Here is an 18,430-nt window from a genome sequence, read left to right on the forward strand (position 1 = left end):
CGGGAGCTTCGGTTCATTTCGCTCGCAATTCGGCTGCCTGGTTCCGGCTTTTGGATCACAGCTCGTCCCTCACGGCGGCCGCTAGACGTCTGCGGCGGTGACGGCCCGAACTGACATCACCATACTGAGGCCTTGGAGTATCTCGACGAAGCCAGGCATCGCTCCAAATACCGATGCGGCGACAACCGCGGCCGCGTTCGGTACCTTCATCCGTTGTCGTCCTACCCTTCATCGGCTCCAGGTGTCACCTCCGGCCACCTCCGCCGCCATCGTGCAGGCACCCTATCCATCTGCGCGAACCACGGCCGATATTTTAGATCGCTGACCCGGATTGGCGCGTGCTACATAGTGCCCGCAAGGTCTCGCTGAAGTGGAAGTTCCAAGGGCTAGAACATGGTGGTTGCTTATCCCGGCGATCTGCACGGATGGTAATTGCACCCGCCATTCTGGCTAAGCCAGGCGACTCAGAAGTCAGCAACCGGTGGGATCAAAGACCGCCGGTTGCGGTTATCCAGCCGGCCCTATACGACGACAAAAGGGAATGGCCTAATGCTGAAGGCGAAACGATTCGAACTCCGCGAGCCTGTGACATGCAAGCCGCTATCAGAGTGGGACCCGATCTCCGTGGAACTCCTGGGTACACAGACCCGATTCGTCCAGGGAGAGAGGTGGCGTCACCGAGTCATCGAGGCCGGCCAGGACGGAGAGCCGCTAATCCTCCTACATGGAATCGGCGGCCACGCGGAGACCTACGCTCGAAACCTTCAAAACTTAGCCGCAAACGGGTTCCACGTCTATGCGGTGGACGCCCTCTACCACGGCTACACGGACAAGGAGCCCTACGACGATAACGAGCGGTATCGTCTGCAGGTAGAGGCCCTGGTAGACCTCCTCGACGCGCTCGGGCACGATTGGGCCCACGTTGAAGGTGAATCGATGGGCGCTTCCATCGCCTGCCACTTCGGGCTGATGTATCCCGAGAGGGCCGGCAAACTTATTCTGAATACTGGCTTCGGGAACGTAAAACTGGAGAAGACTGATTTCGCGCCGCCTCCACGAAGCCTCGAGGAGCTGAAGCAGCTCTCTGTAAAGACTCTTCTCGAACCTGACTACAAGACGATGCAGAAACGATTGGAATGGCTAGTCGCCGAACCCGATCGCATGACCGATGAAATGGTTCGACTTCGCCTCCGTCTCTACGCGGATCCGGAAGTCAATGCCGCCATGCGCAACGTCTACCGGATCGGCAGAGACTGGACGTGGACAGACCTATATACAGAAGCGGATTTGGCGAACTTCAAACCGGAAACTCTGGTTTTCTGGACTGACGGTAACCCATGGGAGGGACCAGACTTCGGTGAGTATGTCGCCACAAAGATCCCTAACGCTTCGTTCTACTTGATGCGCGACAGCGGGCATTGGCCGCAATGGGAGAAGCCAGAGGAGCACGACCAAGTCATTATCGAATTCCTCAAAGCATGAGTGGTGCACGTGTCGAAAGTCGTCCTGTCATCGGCATCACGGCGTACAGAGAGCGAACTCAGTGGTCCTACTGGAATAGGGACGCTGATGTGCTGCCAACCGCCTATGCCGACGCAGTGGCGGACGCCGGAGGCTCTCCCCTTCTGATTCCATCCAGGCCGGACGCCGTCCTGGACTCGCTTTCCCGGCTTGATGCGCTCATCATTAGCGGCGGACCGGACGTGGACTCCGGGCTTTACAATCAGCCCCGACACCCTGCTGCAGGCGAACCACGTCGGAACCGGGATGCCACCGAGATCGCCTTGCTCGCTGCGGCCGTGTCTGCAGGAACGCCTGTGCTGGGCATCTGTCGGGGAGCTCAGCTTCTCAACGTTTGGTGTGGGGGCACGCTCGATCAACACATTCCTGATGACCTCGAAAAACTGCATCACGGGGCGAATGGGGCCTTTGCCCCCCGGCGGGTCCAAATAAAGAAAGGCAGCTGGCTGGATTCAGCTCTGGGGGAAACTAACTCGGTAAGTTGCCATCACCATCAGGCCATTCGGGTTCTGGGAAATGGGTTAAGGGCGACCGCTTGGGCAGAGGACGGTGTCGTCGAAGCGGTTGAGATGGAAGGCCATGGCATGGTTCAAGGTGTCCAATGGCATCCGGAGGAGGCTCAGGGGTCGTTGCTATTCGGCGCATTTGTCGAACATTGCAGAACCTCCGCACGTGACCTAGCCGTATCTGCCTCCGCTTCCCGGACCGGAGGTTCGGCTTCGTGATCCATCGCATAGACGTGGTAGAACATGAGCCCGGAGCCCCTCTGGGAAGGATGGTCCACTGGTTTGAGGATCAAAACTTCGACGTGGTGGTTCACCGGCCATACGCAGGCGACCCCCTGCCGGATGGAGAGTCCCTGGAGGCCCTTATTGTCCTGGGAGGACAACCAGGGGCATACGACGATGAGCAGGTGCCGTGGCTGCCTCCGCTGCGCGAACTAATCAGCGAGATGGTTAGCCGGGAAACTCCGCTCTTAGGAATTTGCCTGGGTGCACAACTCTTGGCAGTCGCGGCCGGAGGCGAAGTTCAACGCAGCCCTCGTGGCCCCGAGATCGGAATCGTTGAGGTGGAATTGACGGACACCGCCTCTGACGATGCACTCGCCGCTCAGCTGCCGGCGCCCTATCAGGGTTTCAGCTACCACTATGACGAGGTCACGGCGCTGCCACCGAACGCCGTTCGATTGGGTGGAACCACCGAATTCCCGAACCAGTTGTTCCGCGTCGGTTCCTACGCTTGGGGTATCCAAAGCCACCCTGAAGCAGTACCAGAGCGCTTCCTGTCCTGGATGGACCGCGACGTCGACGGGCTGCCCACCGAAGAGCGCGCCCGAACCCGACGCAAAGTGACAGAGCTTGAAGAGGTGCTGCGGAGTCACGGACAGGCTGTCGCGAAGGCATTTGGGCGCGTGGTGAAGGAAGCCCACCGCTGAGCGGAATCCAACCTTCAATAACGCCCCCTCTGGTTCTAGCCACCGGAACTCAACCATTGGCAGCATCGGCTCGTCCACCCGATGATCGAGCAGGACAAAACGCAACAGCCACACGGCTGCAACGTGAAAGTTTGCAAGGAGCACCCACATGACCAAGAAGTACAGCGATCTGGTCGACCCTGACGAGGGCCAGATCAGCGCACTGATCTACGCCGATGAGGACATCTACGACCAGGAGATGCGGAGCATCTTTGGGACGAGCTGGCTGTTCCTCGCCCATGAGTCAATGATCCCGAAGAAGGGCGACTACCTCACCACAACAATGGGCGACGATCCTGTGGTCGTCGTGCGTCAAAGCAGCGGCGAATTCGTTGCGTTTATGAACCAGTGCCGTCACCGCGGCATGCGACTTTGCAGGTCCGATGAGGGCAACGCGAAGGCCTTCACCTGCTCCTACCACGGATGGGTCTACGACCTCAGCGGCAAACTGGTTCAGGTGCCCCACGAGGAGGATGGATACCTCGGAGCTCTCAACAAAGAGAAGCTTGGCGCACAACGCGTGCCGCGGGTGACGAACTACAAGGGATTCATCTTCGGAACATGGTCCGAAGAGGGACCCACCTTCGAGGAATACCTCGGTGACATGGCCTGGTACTTCGACTCATTCGCCGACCGCTGGCAACACAACGAGGTCCTCGGCGCACCTAACCGATGGATCATCGACTGCAACTGGAAATTCCCCGCCGAACAATTCGCCACCGACGTTTACCATGCAGAGACAAGCCACATTTCTGCGCTCATTGCCCAGGGCGGCGACTGGGTAAACGCGGATACACGAGGCCTCCAATTCAGCTCGCCGGGTGGGCATGGAACAGGCTTCTACTTGGACGACGCACCCGACATGACCGACTACGGTCCCGTGGCCAGCGAATACCGCGCCGCGATCCGACAAACGGAGATCGAACGACTGGGTGAAACCCGGGCCGTGCATGTCCGCGGCCACAACACAATCTTTCCCAACTTCTCCTTCCTTGTGGGAACAAATACGTTCAGAATCTGGCAACCACGGGGTCCCCACTCGATCGAAGTAATGACGTGGACGCTCGGCGATGCGGACGCACCTGCAGAAGTAAAGGACGCAATGCGACGCAACGCGCTACGTACCTTCAGCGCCGGCGGAATCTTTGAGGCTGAAGACGGTGAGAACTGGTCCGAGATCCAAGGTGTCCTGAAAGGAAGTCGTGCCGGGCGCTCATCGTTCAACTTCACGATGGGTCGTGGAGCCGCCGGCCACCACGATGACTTCCCTGGCCGCATCGGCAATATCTACAGCGAAGAGGCCGGCCGCTCGTTTTACCGCCGCTGGCTCGAATTGATGGAGAAGGGGGACTGATGATCAGCGAATCCCAACTGCGGGAAAACCTACTCACGGATCATTTCGAGGTCAGCCAGTTCATGGCCCGAGAGGCACGGCTCCTGGACGAACGAAAATTCGACGAGTGGTTGACCCTCCTTGCCGATGAGATTCGATACACCGCGCCGGTGCGGTTGGCTCGCATGCCCCGGGAGGAAAGCAAGGAATTCGAGCCCCCCACAGGCGGCGCCCACTTTGACGAGTCCAAAGAGGACCTTGCGCAGCGAGTGCGCAAGGTGGCAACTGGTCGTGCATGGTCAGAGGTCCCGGCGTCTCGGACCCGGCACCTCATAACCAACATTGAGGTCGAACGGGCTGAGGAAACCGACACGTTTTTCGTGCGGTCCAGCTTCCTTCTTTACCGAACCCGCGGAACGACGTACCAGGACATGTTCGCAGGGGCCCGACAAGATCTCTTGCGTCGCCAATCACCACTTTTCGGTGACTTCCTAATTACCAAGCGTCAGATCCTCCTGGACCAGACCGTTTTGCTCGGCAACAACTTGGCGGTGTTTCTATGACAACCACAATTGCGGTAATCGGCGGCGGACAGGCGGGCGCAATCCTTAGCCAAGAGCTCCGCAACCAAGGATTTACAGGGGAAATCTCCCTCATTTGTGCAGATACGGAACTTCCCTACGAACGGCCGCCGCTATCGAAAGGGATTCTGCTCGGCCAGGAAGTGGTACCGGTTCTGCCTGCCCACTTCTACTCGGAGAACGGCATCGACGTCCGGTTGGGTGCTCGTGCAATGCGAGTGGAACGTCGGGAATCCCGTATCGCCATTCATCTGGAAGCCGGTGGTGAGATAGTGGCCGACTCTGTTGTGCTGACGACTGGCTCCCGCCCGCGGCGAATTGATTTCCCCGGCTGTGATCTTGAGAATGTCCTGACGCTGGGTGATCTGGCCGATGCCCGGACCATTTATTCCCAGGTCCCCACCTCAAAGCGCGTGGTCATCGCCGGCGCCGGTTTTATTGGAACTGAGGTAGCAGCGTCTCTCCGATCCCATGGTTGTGAAGTCACACTCGTGGAGCCCTTCGCCGAACCGCTTGCGAATAAGCTCGGCTCTTGGGCCGCGGGCGTCATACGGGAACTCCATGAGACCAAGGGGGTCGCCTTTGTACAGGATGTGGTCGCCCAGGCAGTGGGCACTACAAAGATCGAGGACGTCATTACAGCCTCAGGTCAGAGCATCCCCTGCGATCTCCTCCTGGTCGCTGCCGGCAGTCAACCTAACCTTGAGGTAGCTACGGCTAGCGGCATCGACTGCTCAGACGGCGTCGTTTGCGACGCATTTGGGCGCTCGTCCATGGATGGCGTCTGGGCCGCCGGTGATGTGGCCTCCTGGCCGTTCGGAATCCTCGGGAGGCTCAGGGTCGAGCACTTCCGCACAGCCATCGACGAAGCGCAGGTCGTCGCGCGAGCAATTATGGGCGATGAAACACCTAGCGTCCTCGTCCCGTGGTTTTGGACGGATCAGTACGACCACAGGATCGAGGTGGCAGGTCGTCCAGATCAGGGAAGCCACGTCATCGAACGCACCGGACCAAATGGAGACACCAAGATCAGCGTGCATCTCCGCGGCGGGCAAGTGGTCGGAGCCATCGGCGTGGACGCCCCACGAGAGATCCGAACGGCGACCAATCTAATTCGAAGCGGCGACCCCGTAGACCCACTACTCATTGAAGACTCCTCCATTGACCTACGAAAGGTAGCAGTATCAACATGAACGGCGTACGTACCCTTGGATACCTTGGCATCACTTCTGACCGCCTCGACGATTGGCGCGAACTCGCTGGATCCCTGCTGGGCGCTCAGGTCACCGAGCAGGGACACGGTCTCGACATCCGCCTCGATCAACGCACGTCTAGGGTGCAGATCATGTCCGGCGAGCACAACGACCTAGCATTTGCGGGCTGGGAGGTGGCCGATGATGCCGAAATCGAAGCGCTTGCCGATCGTCTGAAAGCGCAAGGCTACAAGTTCGACGAGGCCTCACCTTCAGACGCGGGTCATCGCCAGGTCCAGCGCATGTTTACGGGGGAGGACCCGGACGGTAACCGCGTGGAACTCTTCCACTCCGCAGCCGTGGCCGGCGAACCGTTCGTATCCCCCCACCAGGTTAAGTTTGAGACGCACCCGGGCGTTGGCCACATGGTCCTCTACTGCAGCGATCTTCCGGCAATGCTCGAATTTTACTGCTCCGGCCTTGGCCTGCGAGTGACAGACAGCATCCACTTGAGCTCCGAGGTGATCTACTTCCTTCGATGCAACGAGCGGCACCACAGCTTGGCACTGGTGGCGGGAAAGAACCAGTACACCCTGCAGCACATCATGTTTGAGGTGACCGACATCGATGAAGTAGGCGCCGCCTACGAACGTTGCAGTGACAAGGAGCTTGCACAAACCACGCTCGGCCGGCACTCCAACGACAACATGTACTCGTTTTACGCTCTGGCCCCCGGCGGATTCACCATCGAGTACGGCTGTGGGGGACGGCTCATTGACGACGCAACCCACCGAGGCGCGAGTTATACGACGACCAGTTGGTGGGGTCACCGCGATCTCAAGCCAAGCCGATGACCGCGAACACCATGACCTGGACAGTAGTTTGCGCGGTGGATGATGTGCCGGACGAGGAAGGACGCCGTTTCGAAGTAGACGGCAATGCGCTGGCCATATTCAACGTTGACGGACAATTCTTCGCGAGCGATGACGTCTGCACCCACGGCCAGTCGTCTCTCTCGGAAGGATATGTCGAGTCAGGGTGTGTGGTCGAGTGCATTGCACACATGGCCCGCTTTTCCCTCAAAACAGGTCAGGTTCTTGCTCCACCAGCCACCATTCCATTGACGGTGTATCCCACGATGGTCGACGGCAATAAGGTCATGGTGCAGCTAAATGGCTGAGCTCCCGGCCTTCGATACCTCGGCGGAGCCCGTCAGCGTTTCTCCGGGACGACTTGCAGGCCGGGCCGCCGTTGTTACGGGCGGCGGAGCAGGAATTGGGAGGGCAATCGTTGACCGATTTGTCTCCGAAGGATGCTCCGTCGCCGTCCTCGAGATCTCACCCGAGCGTGCAAACGCGCTCGTTGAGGAGTACGCAGGAAAAGTTGTCGTACTTCGGGGTGACGCCACGCAACTGGACGACAACCGCGCAGTTGTGGAGGCCGCGGCAGGGGTGTTCGGCCACTTGGACTGCTTTGTCGCCAATACCGGCTACTGGGATTTTGGGGTCTCGGCCGAAGACCTTCCCGAGGGCGAGGGGTTCGACCAGGCCTTCGAGCAGATCTTCTCTCTGAACGTGAAGGCGCTTCTGGCCGGGGCGAAGGCTGCAGCTCCGGCGCTACGTCGAACACAAGGATCCATAATCATGACCGCCTCCAACGCGAGCCTTCACCCAGGCGGAGGTGGACCGCTCTATACAGCAGCCAAGCATGCCGTGGTAGGTCTTGTGCGTCAGTTGGCATACGAGCTTGCACCGGAAATTCGAGTGAACGCGGTCGCGCCCGGTGGAATGCTTACGGCACTTGCGCCGCCTCCTGCGTTATCGAAGGCTGCATCGACCATTTCGGATCTTCCCATGGACAAGCTCATTTCCATAGTCTCGCCGCTGGGCTTCCTGCCTGAGCCAGATGACTACGTAGGCTGGTACGTAGCGCTTGCATCCGCAAACGATGCAAGAACCATCACGGGGAGCATCATCGAATGTGACGGTGGTGAAGCAGTCCGAGGCAGGGCCTTCTCGGAGTATGCGCGTCAATTGGCGGGCGACCCGCGCTCGGGCCTGAGCAAGCTCAACTCGGTCTGACCCACACCCAACCTACTTCTGTAAGAGGTTTATGTGAGCCGGGCTATCCCGGTTGGACCGAGCCTATTCGGTAAATGCCCCTGGGTAGGTAAAGAGTTCGACACGACAGCCAGGTAAGGCAGTGCGATTGCGGGGGACCAAAAGGGCGGCCAGCTCTGCGTGAACGAGCCGTCAGTTAAGTGTTTCAAGCCGAGGGCAGCCTTCAGCTGCCCGTCGATCAATCGGAGACGACATGACACAAACGCGTGACCTCATGATTACCAATGCAACAGTTCGAATGGTGGACCCCCGGAATTCCATAGCGCAAGGGGTACTTCTTCGCGGTGGAAGAATAGCCGCCGTGGGAACGGAAGCTTCTGTGCGAGGGGCAGCGGGGCCCGACACCGAAGTTCTCGACCTTTCCGGGAAGACCGTCGTTCCCGGCTTCATCGACGCTCACAACCATCTCAGTGTGGCGGCATTCGCGCCAGATTCCGTTGACTGCTCCACGCCACCGCTGACGTCTCTGGATGAGGTTCTGGAAGTCATCGAGAGGCATTGCCGGACCGTCCCCCCCGGACAATGGGTTCGAGGAATGAATTTTCACGCCTCGCACGTTCGTGAACAACGTAACCCGACCCGATATGAGCTTGACGAAGTCGCCCCGCATAACCCTTTCTTTCTCATTGACGCGAGTTGCCACGCAGGATTCGCGAACAGCGCTGCCCTGGATCAGGTAGGTATCAGCGCCCATACGCCCGACCCTTGGGGTGGAGAGATCGAACGGGATACCAGAGGAGCCCCAACGGGAACGCTCCTTGAGGCTGCCGCCAATCTCCTGCATTCGGCCTCCTGGAACGACTACGCAGATCGCGACTGGGACCGAGCAGTAGAAATGCTGCGTTCCAAAATGCATGACTATCTCGCTGTGGGGCTTACCGCAGTTGGTGATGCCATGGTCACGGCAAAATCCGCGGAGTTGTATCGTCGCGCCGATGCTGCAGGCAAGATGCCCTTCACGCTTCAGCAGTTGCACGGAGGCGATCACTTCTTCTCGATGCAAGACCTAGGCCGGTCGGACATAGTCGATCGGATCATGGAGCCCGAAAGTTTTCTGCTCCGAGGCGGCGCCATGAAGATCTTCGTGGACCGCGCCTACCCGAGCCCCGCGATAGACCAGATCCATGATGGGTGCAAAACCCACGTTGGCGCGAACTTCTACAGCAAGGACGAAGTACACCACCTTGCCGTTCAAGCCAGCAAATTGGGCATCAATCTCGCAATCCATGGAATGGGCAATTGCGCCATCGACATTGTTCTGGACGCCTATGAGGCTGTCCGTAGACAAAGCAATGCCGAAACAGTCTTACGGCTCGAGCATGCGTTCATCGCCGAAACAGGCCAAGGGCAGCGAATGGCAGATCTGGGCGTCGACCTTGTCGCCAATCCCGGCCTGGCCTACGGCTGGGGCGAGGTTTTTGATATGTGGCGCGGCGAAAAACAGAACCACCTCAAGCTCTTTCCCGTGCGGAGCATGATCGATGCCGGCGTCCGTGTCAGCTTGGCCTCCGACCATCCCTGTGGTACCTATTCACCAGCCGAGATTATGTGGACCGCCGTTGCCCGGGAAACCTTGGCCGGCGCTCCCTTGGAACCTGACGAAGCCGTGACGCCCGAGGAAGCACTGCGCATGTACACCATCGACCCAGCGCAGGCTTCGGGCCGGGGCTCCGAGGAGGGAAGCATTGAAGTTGGCAAGCGCGCCAACCTCCTTGTTCTGGACCGAGATCCTCTCACCTGCCCAACCGGCCAGTTGCGCGACATGCAGGTGCTCAGGACTTACGTTGATGGGGTTCTCCGCTACGAGCGGACCCCTTCTTAGTAAGGAAATCAGTACCGAGAACCTGGGTCTTACTCCGGGTTCCTTCCGGAAGGCCCGACTTCGCATCCCTGGGAACGGGCTTTCTTGCCTTCAGCCGGCCGAACTGGCCTTTTCTGCCTCAAGGCACTCCAAGTTAGCGGTTCAGCCGGCCCGCTTTCCGTCTAACTCACGTGCGCCGGGTCCCTGTGTAGGTTCCCGGAGCCGGGCGCTTCAAATACGACCGCTATTTTTTCACCTATGGCCTGGCCGCATAGTCCGGGCACTAATGGATCGAGAGTTGCATGTCAGACCTTACAAATAAACCCGCGGCCCCCGCGCTCAAGCGGAACGCGATCGGTGTGCCGGGGATCGTCTTCTTCGTCGTCGCAGCTGCCGCCCCGCTGGCCGCGGCCCTGGGCGGATCGCCGATCGCCTTTGCGGCTGTGGGCGCAGGAGCCCCAGGCGCTTACCTCATCGCCGGAGTGATACTCATATTGTTTGCTGTCGGCTACGGTTCCATGAGCCGCTTCGTCACCAGTTCCGCGGGTTTTGCAGCCTACCTTGAACAAGGTTTGGGCAGGACAGTCGGGTTCGCCGGGGCAGCCGTAGCTCTGGTCTCTTATAACGGTATGCTCATGGGGCTCTACGGCCTCTTCGGTTATTTTTGTAGTGCAGTCATTGGTGATCTCACCGGCACTCAAACGGACTGGAGGCTATGGACCGCCGGCGCATGGGCGGGAGTGGCGATTCTTGGCTATCTCGAGGTCAACCTCAGCGCCAGGGTGCTGGGAGTTCTGATGATCGGAGAGGTGTTCATCCTTTCGGTATTTGATGCGGCCGTGTTCGTTCAAGGCGGAGCTGCGGGAATAAACTTGGACTCCTTCCAGCCCAGCAACATTGCCACGGACGGACTCGGAGTGGCCCTGCTCTTTGCCGCCGCATCGTTCGTCGGCTTCGAAGCCACCGCCATTTACGGCGAGGAAGCGAAGGATCCGGCAAGAACTGTTCCGCGTGCAACCTACGTTGCCGTAGTCCTTATTGCAGTCTTTTACTCGGTCTCCACGTGGGCAATCTCGCTGGCGAGCGGCACCGATAAGATCCAGCAGGCTGCAACCGAAAACCCCTCCGGGTTTATATTTTCTCTTAATTCCGAGTATGTCGGACAGTGGTCAACCCTGGCCATGAACCTCCTACTTTTGACCAGCACCTTCGCAGTGCTGGTCGCGTTCCACAACACGCTGTCTCGCTATAACTTTGCACTCGGCCGATCCGGTGTTCTGCCACGCGTCCTGGGGTCAGCACATCCGCGGTGGCAGTCCCCACATGTCGCGAGCGTCACGGTGACTGCCCTTACGCTGGTGGTTGTTGGAACGTTCATGCTTGCAGGTGCCGACCCGTTCGCAGAGCTCTACGCTTGGCTCGTGGGAGTCGGAACCCTGGGCGTTTTGGTGATGCAAGCAACCACCTCAATTGCTGTAGTGGTCTTCTTCCTCCGCAAAAGACGCAATGAATTCCGCCCGTGGAGCAGCGCCGTCGCACCAATCTTGTCAGCCCTGGGACTCGTTGCGGCCGTGTACCTCGCCGTAGCCAATTGGGACATCCTGGCGGGCGCCACTTCGGGGATCCCGGTGCTTCTTCCATGGCTGATTGTTCTGTCAGCGCTTGTGGGTGCGGCAGGGGCATTGGCCACAAGGCGCAGTGGAACCTCCATCGGAAATTCATTCGAAGATAACAAAGCGGAAGTTCCGCCGATTTCCGGTGTCGTGGCCCCGTACTGAGGCCCTGCCGCCGATGGCTCCCAGCGGCGGCGCGAAAAAGGAAATTTTCCAGTGTAGTGGAGAAGGCCAGAAGACCTGCAAGCACGAAGGCGTGCTTGCAGGTCTTCTGGTTCCCCGTTCAACGGTCGCCTTTCCACAACCAAGTAACGGTACAGGCAGTAACCGCTGTCCGGCCCGGAAGAAACCCGCCGGCTTCGTCTGCTAGAGCGATCACCTGGTCCGTGCAGCGGTTACAGGGCTTCAGGCAGATTCAAAGCCGAGGAGACGTCGTGGTAAGTGGAGGCGAGATGGGCTCTCATTGCCTCTGCAGCTGCCCCCGGGTTTCCTGCCTGGACAGCATGCATGATCATCTCGTGCTCACGGTGACTTCGGTCGATCATTGCAGCGTTAATTAAGCTGGAACTCGCGGGCACGAAAAGTTCTCCACGGGCTTCCAGCATCAAAGACTTCAGTCGAGGGCTGCCGGCGGCATCCGCTAATGCAGCATGAAATCGTCCATCCGCCTCACGAAATTCTTTCTGACTCATATTCGAGCGGTGTGCGGGCAGGATGACACTCGGTTCGTCGAGGGCTTGGGAACTCTCCGCAGCCAACCAGGCTATCTGACATTCTATGGCCGTCCTGAGGTGCATTATTTCGCGAAGCCGTGACGAGTCAGCTTGCATCCACGCGAGCCAACGACCGTACGCCACGTCGAGATGGCTTATGAACGAGCCCCCAGTCGGACCACTGCGGTAAACCTCGATGTAGCCGTCTGCACGCAAGGCGTTGAGAGCTTCACGGAGAGTCGACCTGGATACCTGCAAGAGGGCACAGAGCCGTCGTTCTGCAGGCAGCCGGTCACCGGGTGCCAGCTCGCCGCGGTGAATCATGTTCTTCAGTGTCGATTGAACCTGGTCAACACTGGTTAATGATGAATTTGATGCGTAGGACCACTTTACGTCGCCCAGAGAATCAACTGGCAACATTCGCCGTCCCCCTCGAACTGGAATACAAGAATGCAGGGCAATGGGCGACAGACGCAACTCCTAGAAACAGCGCATCACAGCCCCTCATACAGCTGTTGCAAGCAGATTCACATCTGGACCCGCCTGAACGCTGATTTTTCCAGCGGCCGCCTTAACTTTCTCGGCCACCAAGTCCAATCTCATCGTGCGAGTAGACCCAGCTACCGATATGGCCGCCACCGGACGCCCCTCGGCTGTCACTACAGGCGCCGCCACACAGGTAAGGCCCTGACGACATTCTTCCAGATCGTATGCGACTCCGCTGGAGCGTACTGCTTCCAGCTGGCGGAGCAGAGCACGAGGCGAAATAACAGAGTGGGGTGTGGCCGGCCGCAGCCCTGACATAATCACGTCCCTGATCGTTCCTTCATCGGAAAACGCGAGCATGGCCTTCCCAACCGCAGAAACGTGGGCACCAACGCGATGGCCTACCCGTGATGGGGAGGGAGCCGACCGGTGCCCGTACACCTTTTCCAAATAAACGACCTCGCACCCCTCCAACATGGCCAAGTGCACGTTCTCGTGGGTTTCTTCATAGAGCTGGGTCATGTACGGGAGGGCCACTTCCCGCAGCGCACCAGCACCCCCGCGAAGGGCCAGGGCACCCAGTTGCAGTACTGGCCGCCGGAGGTACCACTCCATATCGTTCCGGTCTACTAAACCAACCTCTCGCAAAATACCGAGGAGCCGATGAGCCGTGGATTTGGGAAGGCACGCTTCCCTTGCCAGCTCAGTCAGCGTGGCACAGCCACCGGTGTGATTGAAGGCAATGAGAAGAGCTGCCGCCTTGTGAACAGACGACAATGCTTCGGAAACAGGAAGTGTGGCCACCGAAGGGACCATTGGGCTGACCAACATACCAATAGCCTAAGTGTCTTACCTCACTTTCACAACTGGTGTTGCGGGACTTACTTATGTGCACGAGACCCGAAGCGGGGGAGTGGGCTGAGGAGGCTAGACGGCGTTAACATGCTGGCTCCCTTAGAAAGTCGGAGAACTGGCCTTCATTCCAAATCTTGACAACTCAATTCTCAGGACGCGCCACAGTCCAACTTCGCCGATCTTGTTGTCCTCTGTGATTGAGAAATCCAGGGATCATCCTCACGCCTGAAACCTCACCACTTCGAGCTTCCGCGCTCTGCAACGGATGACGAAGTGTTCCAAGCAGCGGAATCGCATCATTGCCGGCGGGGGCTGAGGGCAACAGAATCAAGCCAGAGTAGAAGCCGTCCCATGGGCTACGGGAAAAACCTAGGAGAAAATATGGAACCGTCAACTGCCGATAAAGTCTTGATCCCGTTCGCAGAAGAGTTGCTGGAGGCCACCCGCACCCTTGTACCCGTTTCTCCGCTGCGCACTCGTCTGCAGGAAATGAGTCTCCAGGATGCCTACGAGATCCAAAATGCGCAGTTGGAGCGTCACCTTGCCCACGGACGGGTGCTGGCGGGACGGAAAGTCGGGCTGACTTCCGCAGCGATGCAGGCTCAGCTGGGCGTTGACTCGCCGGACTTCGGCTTCTTTTTTGAAGACATGGTCCACCATGATGGAGCGACCATCCCGGCTTCAAGCTTCATCGCGCCGAAAGTCGAGCCGGAGTTCGGTTTCGTGCTCAAACACACACTTCAAGGACCTGGCGTCACTATTGAGCAGGCGCGGGAAGCGATTGGGGCAGTCCATGCGGCTATCGAAATCATCGATTCGCGTATCGCCGATTGGGACATTCAGCTCGTCGACACCGTCGCAGACAACGCATCCTGCGGGGCCATCGCGGTGGGACGGACCCCGCTTAGGGTCGATGTTGCGGACCTGGCTTCTGTGCGATGCGAACTTGTCATAGACGGCCACACCGCTGAATCCGGCCTAGGTGAGGCCGTTATGGGCGATCCGGTGGCCCCGCTCGCTTGGTTAGCCAACGTACTTGGTGAGCAAGGCATCGCCCTTGAACAAGGACAGTTGATCTTGCCCGGCTCCTTTACTAAAGCGCTGCCGGTTATTGCAGACAGCACCGCTACAGCTGACTTCGGGGACCTAGGGTCCCTGACCATCCGTTTCACCTAAATAGGAAGGGCTTCTTTCATGACAGCCAAGAAAATGACAGCGGCCATCGTAGGGTCGGGAAACATCGGCACAGACCTGATGTTCAAGCTGATGCGCCGCAGCGAGCACATTAAACCGACATACATGATCGGCGTTGACCCTGCTTCGGACGGGCTTGCACGCGCTGCCAGGCTCGGATTGGCAGCCTCCCATGAGGGAGTTGACTGGCTGCTGGCCCAGAATGACAAACCGGATTTCGTGTTCGAGGCCACCTCCGCGAAAGCCCACGCGCTCAACGCGCCGCGATACGCCGCCGCCGGTATCACGGCTATCGATCTGACTCCAGCCGCTGTGGGCCCTTATGTTTGCCCCGTTGTGAATCTGGATGCCGTGCCAGAGGCTGAAAACGTAAACATGATCACGTGTGGCGGCCAGGCCACTACGCCGATTGTGGCGGCAATCTCATCAGTTGTGCCCGTGCCCTACGCCGAAATTGTGGCCTCGATCGCGTCTAAGTCCGCTGGGCCGGGTACCCGGGCCAATGTAGATGAGTTTACTCAAACCACTGCCAAGGCTCTTGAAGTAGTCGGTGGTGCTGACCGCGGCAAAGCGATCATCATCATCAACCCTGTCGAACCTCCCATGATCATGCGGAACACCGTTTATGCTGCGATCCCGGCTGAAGCCGCTGAGCCTGGCACGGTGCAGGATGCCATTAGGGAGGCTATCGCCCGCACCGTTCAGGAAGTCCAGACGTATGTTCCCGGCTATTCGCTGCGAGTAGACCCGCAGTTCGACCACGCCCGACCCGACTGGAACAATCAGGGCAGAGTAGGCGTATGGATTCAGGTCAAAGGCGCGGCTGACTATCTGCCCGAATATGCGGGCAACCTCGACATCATCACGGCCGCCGCAACCCGTACCGCAGACCTGCTTGCTGAACGCAAGCTCTCGGGCACCGCCTCAACTATCGCAGGAGTACACGCTTGAGCACCTCATCCGAATTCAGCATCCGATTGACCGACACCACGCTTCGGGATGGCTCACACGCAATGAGTCACCAGTTCACTGTGGACCACGTCCGCTCCACAGTCCGAGCCTTGGACGACGCGGGAGTAGAGGTCATTGAGGTTACCCACGGCGACGGCCTAGGCGGATCTTCGTTCAACTACGGGTTCTCCCACACCCCCGAACTCGACTTGGTCAAGGTAGCCGTCGAAGAAGCAACACGCGCGAAGATCGCCGTACTAATGCTCCCAGGCCTAGGAACTATCGATGACTTGAACGATGCACATGACGCCGGCGCCTCCGTAGTGCGTATTGCAACTCACTGCACCGAAGCGGACGTATCTATCCAACACTTTGGCCATGCCCGAAACCTCGGTATGGAAACTGTAGGTTTCCTGATGCTATCTCATCGTGTCTCCCCCGAAAATTTGGCTAAACAGGCCCGGATCATGGCCGACGCGGGCTGCCAGTGCGTATATGTGGTCGACTCTGCTGGCGCTCTGATCCTGGAGGACGTCTCCGATCGCGTCGCCGCCCTCGTTTCCGAGCTTGGGTCGGACGCTGAGGTCGGATTCCACGGTCATCAGAATCTTTCCTTCGGAGTTGCTAACTCGGTATTCGCCGTCAGAGCCGGTGCGAAGCAGATTGACGGGACTTTGGCGGCCCTCGGTGCCGGAGCCGGGAATTCCCCCACTGAGGTCCTCGCCGCTGCTTTTGACAGGCTAAACATCCACACAGGCGTTAACGTCCAAGCGCTCATGGCCGCCGCCGAGGATACGGTCAAGCCCTACGTACGACGCACTCCGGTTATGGATCGCGCGTCTATCATGCAAGGCTATGCCGGCGTCTACTCTTCGTTCCTTATACATGCTGAACGCGCTGCCGATCGCTATGGGGTCCCGGCTTGGAAGATCCTCGAAGAAGTAGGTAAAGCAGGTTATGTCGGCGGCCAGGAGGACATGATCGTAGACGTGGCTGTCCAGCTTTCCGCGGTGGGCTAGAGGACCCCGAAAAAGCAAGCGAAGTCATCCCACGTAGCTGACATCAATAACCAGGTCTTTAGCCCATGATCTGCGGACCAATCCGCGAGGCTCCACAATTTGTCCCGCGCGAACTCAGCGGATAAGGAGTACACCGGAGTCAGGACGTCGCTAGCGTCCGCAGGGAAAAGCCTTCCTAGATTCGGAGCGCCTGCCGGAGGCTAAAAATGCCTGACTGTCTCACCATGGTGACCCGCACCCCTAAGAGGGGTGGCGGGTCACCATCTTTTATCCCCTTCGGATGGCCAGTGCCTCTGTAACCGACGATATGTGGGTGTTCCGGGAGCTGCGGCCACCGCGGCATCAGGAGACACCACAGGCATATGGCGGGATGGCCCAAAGAGCCGCAGTTCTCCTATGGGGCGGGCCGCCGTGCAAACGCCGCTGTTCTGTTTCAATGCGTAAGCCTCGGGCACGGGACTGCCCTCCGGTTTTGTTCACTCCTTAATCTAGCGAGCTTGTGCTCGTAGAAGGATGTTCACCATACCCCCGGAGTATGGGGCGGAGTTCCCCGAGATGTTATTGATACGGCCCGCAAGGGCGGGGCGCCGCTGGCGCGGATTGCGAAGGATTTCGGGCTTCCGGTCACGAAGCTCATGCGCTGGACTGCAATCGCCGAACGCAAAGAATCAGGGACCGGCCAGGCAGCCGCTGAGTCGGCTGAGATGCGGGAGTTGAAGAAGCGGCACCGGTTGTTGGAGCAGGAGAATGCGATTCTGCGCCGTGCTGTTGCCTATCTGGCCAGGGACATCAACCCAAACGCGACTGGGTCGATGCGTACCTCGTCAACGCCGCCCGGGACATCCACGCCGACGACCCGGCATTCGGTCACCGGTTCGTCGCCGACGAGCTCCCGGAGAAGGGCATCACAGCGAGGCGAGAACCGAGTCCAGTCGAGAACACCGACCAGATGCCATGGTCCCCGCACAGGCGCTGGACTGAACCGGAAGCGCGGGCCACCGGTTCACGACGACCTGGTGGAGCGGGACTTCCCCGCCGCCGTGGCGAAATCAGCTGTGGCTGACGGACATCACTGAACACCCCACTGACGAGGGAAAGCTTTACCTCTGCACGGTGAAGGATGCCTATTCCGGGAGGATCGTCGGCTAGTCGATGAAAACGCGAATGAAGTCCTCGTTGCCGGTGACAGCGCTGGAGAATGCGGTGCGGGCACGCCGTCCAGAAGGGACAGTGGGCCAGCCCGATCGAGGGTGCCACTTCCGGTTCCGCCACTTCCTTGAAACGCTCCGCGACCACGGCCTCACAGGGTCGATGGGCAGCGGCGGGGCATGCGCGGATAACGCCGCACTGGAATCTCCCTACTGCAAAAGAACGTCCTGGACCGTCAAAGATGGCTCACGAGGCAGGACCTGCGCCTGGCCATCACAACGCGGATCGAAAGGACCTGCCACCGCCGGCGACGGCAAAGACGGCTGGGCAAACTCACGCCACTGAATATGAAACACTCAACCGGATCGCGCTCACAGAGGCCTAAGACTCGGGGCCAACAAAAGCCGGGGGCAGTCCCACAGCCGCT

At 59.2% G+C, this 18,430-nt stretch carries 16 protein-coding genes and 1 pseudogene; 15 read left to right on the forward strand and 2 right to left on the reverse strand.

Annotation, left to right across the window (positions count from 1 at the left end; all coding sequences use genetic code 11):
• Nucleotides 1–549 precede the first annotated feature (549 nt).
• The 11 genes from R5O87_RS23570 (at nt 550) to R5O87_RS23620 (ending at nt 11,801) form a co-directional block, all read left to right on the forward strand.
• Nucleotides 550–1,482 (forward strand): alpha/beta fold hydrolase, encoded by a 933-nt coding sequence (locus R5O87_RS23570; RefSeq protein ID WP_410554607.1) that lies wholly within the window; start codon nt 550–552, stop codon nt 1,480–1,482.
• Nucleotides 1,479–2,246: a gamma-glutamyl-gamma-aminobutyrate hydrolase family protein gene (locus R5O87_RS23575; protein WP_410554608.1), complete on the forward strand. Its 768-nt coding sequence runs from the start codon at nt 1,479–1,481 to the stop codon at nt 2,244–2,246. Before R5O87_RS23570 ends, R5O87_RS23575 begins: the two co-directional genes overlap by 4 nt.
• Entirely contained in the window at nt 2,243–2,956 is a 714-nt protein-coding gene (locus R5O87_RS23580) for a type 1 glutamine amidotransferase (RefSeq protein WP_410554609.1), read from the forward strand. Before R5O87_RS23575 ends, R5O87_RS23580 begins: the two co-directional genes overlap by 4 nt.
• Nucleotides 2,957–3,104: 148 nt before the next feature.
• Complete coding sequence (locus R5O87_RS23585) at nt 3,105–4,349, forward strand: aromatic ring-hydroxylating oxygenase subunit alpha (protein ID WP_410554610.1); 1,245 nt, start codon at nt 3,105–3,107, stop codon at nt 4,347–4,349.
• Nucleotides 4,349–4,891, forward strand: a complete 543-nt coding sequence (locus tag R5O87_RS23590) for a 3-phenylpropionate/cinnamic acid dioxygenase subunit beta (protein ID WP_410554611.1) — start codon at nt 4,349–4,351, stop codon at nt 4,889–4,891. Before R5O87_RS23585 ends, R5O87_RS23590 begins: the two co-directional genes overlap by 1 nt.
• Complete coding sequence (locus R5O87_RS23595) at nt 4,888–6,102, forward strand: NAD(P)/FAD-dependent oxidoreductase (protein ID WP_410554612.1); 1,215 nt, start codon at nt 4,888–4,890, stop codon at nt 6,100–6,102. The genes R5O87_RS23590 and R5O87_RS23595 overlap by 4 nt, the downstream gene beginning before the upstream one ends.
• On the forward strand, nt 6,099–6,956 hold the full coding sequence (locus R5O87_RS23600; RefSeq protein ID WP_410554613.1) for a VOC family protein: 858 nt from the start codon (nt 6,099–6,101) through the stop codon (nt 6,954–6,956). The genes R5O87_RS23595 and R5O87_RS23600 overlap by 4 nt, the downstream gene beginning before the upstream one ends.
• Nucleotides 6,953–7,282 (forward strand): bifunctional 3-phenylpropionate/cinnamic acid dioxygenase ferredoxin subunit, encoded by a 330-nt coding sequence (locus tag R5O87_RS23605; protein WP_410554614.1) that lies wholly within the window; start codon nt 6,953–6,955, stop codon nt 7,280–7,282. Before R5O87_RS23600 ends, R5O87_RS23605 begins: the two co-directional genes overlap by 4 nt.
• Nucleotides 7,275–8,183, forward strand: coding sequence for an SDR family NAD(P)-dependent oxidoreductase (locus R5O87_RS23610; RefSeq protein ID WP_410554615.1), 909 nt, complete (start codon nt 7,275–7,277; stop codon nt 8,181–8,183). The genes R5O87_RS23605 and R5O87_RS23610 overlap by 8 nt, the downstream gene beginning before the upstream one ends.
• A gap of 340 nt (nt 8,184–8,523) precedes the next feature.
• Nucleotides 8,524–10,044: an amidohydrolase gene (locus R5O87_RS23615; protein WP_410554616.1), complete on the forward strand. Its 1,521-nt coding sequence runs from the start codon at nt 8,524–8,526 to the stop codon at nt 10,042–10,044.
• A 281-nt stretch (nt 10,045–10,325) separates the two neighbouring features.
• Nucleotides 10,326–11,801, forward strand: a complete 1,476-nt coding sequence (locus R5O87_RS23620; protein WP_410554617.1) for an APC family permease — start codon at nt 10,326–10,328, stop codon at nt 11,799–11,801.
• Between the two features lie 230 nt (nt 11,802–12,031).
• On the opposite strand, the gene R5O87_RS23625 is transcribed toward R5O87_RS23620, so the two are convergent.
• Together R5O87_RS23625 and R5O87_RS23630 are read right to left on the reverse strand one after the other, a co-directional pair.
• Nucleotides 12,032–12,769, reverse strand: coding sequence for a FadR/GntR family transcriptional regulator (locus R5O87_RS23625; RefSeq protein WP_410554618.1), 738 nt, complete (start codon nt 12,767–12,769; stop codon nt 12,032–12,034).
• An 84-nt stretch (nt 12,770–12,853) separates the two neighbouring features.
• Nucleotides 12,854–13,666 (reverse strand): IclR family transcriptional regulator, encoded by an 813-nt coding sequence (locus R5O87_RS23630; protein ID WP_410554619.1) that lies wholly within the window; start codon nt 13,664–13,666, stop codon nt 12,854–12,856.
• Nucleotides 13,667–14,041: 375 nt separating this feature from the next.
• Between R5O87_RS23630 and R5O87_RS23635 the strand changes: the two genes are divergently transcribed.
• The 4 genes and pseudogenes from R5O87_RS23635 (at nt 14,042) to R5O87_RS23650 (ending at nt 18,388) form a co-directional block, all read left to right on the forward strand.
• Complete coding sequence (locus R5O87_RS23635) at nt 14,042–14,866, forward strand: 2-keto-4-pentenoate hydratase (RefSeq protein ID WP_410554620.1); 825 nt, start codon at nt 14,042–14,044, stop codon at nt 14,864–14,866.
• Between the two features lie 18 nt (nt 14,867–14,884).
• Nucleotides 14,885–15,835, forward strand: coding sequence for an acetaldehyde dehydrogenase (acetylating) (locus R5O87_RS23640; protein WP_410554621.1), 951 nt, complete (start codon nt 14,885–14,887; stop codon nt 15,833–15,835).
• Between the two features lie 62 nt (nt 15,836–15,897).
• Nucleotides 15,898–16,854 (forward strand): 4-hydroxy-2-oxovalerate aldolase, encoded by a 957-nt coding sequence (dmpG, locus tag R5O87_RS23645; RefSeq protein WP_462836458.1) that lies wholly within the window; start codon nt 15,898–15,900, stop codon nt 16,852–16,854.
• Nucleotides 16,855–17,376: 522 nt separating this feature from the next.
• Nucleotides 17,377–18,388 (forward strand): annotated as a pseudogene (locus R5O87_RS23650) (IS3 family transposase).
• Nucleotides 18,389–18,430 lie beyond the last annotated feature (42 nt).

It is taken from the genome of Arthrobacter globiformis, assembly GCF_046536215.2.
Lineage (GTDB): Bacteria > Actinomycetota > Actinomycetes > Actinomycetales > Micrococcaceae > Arthrobacter > Arthrobacter globiformis_E.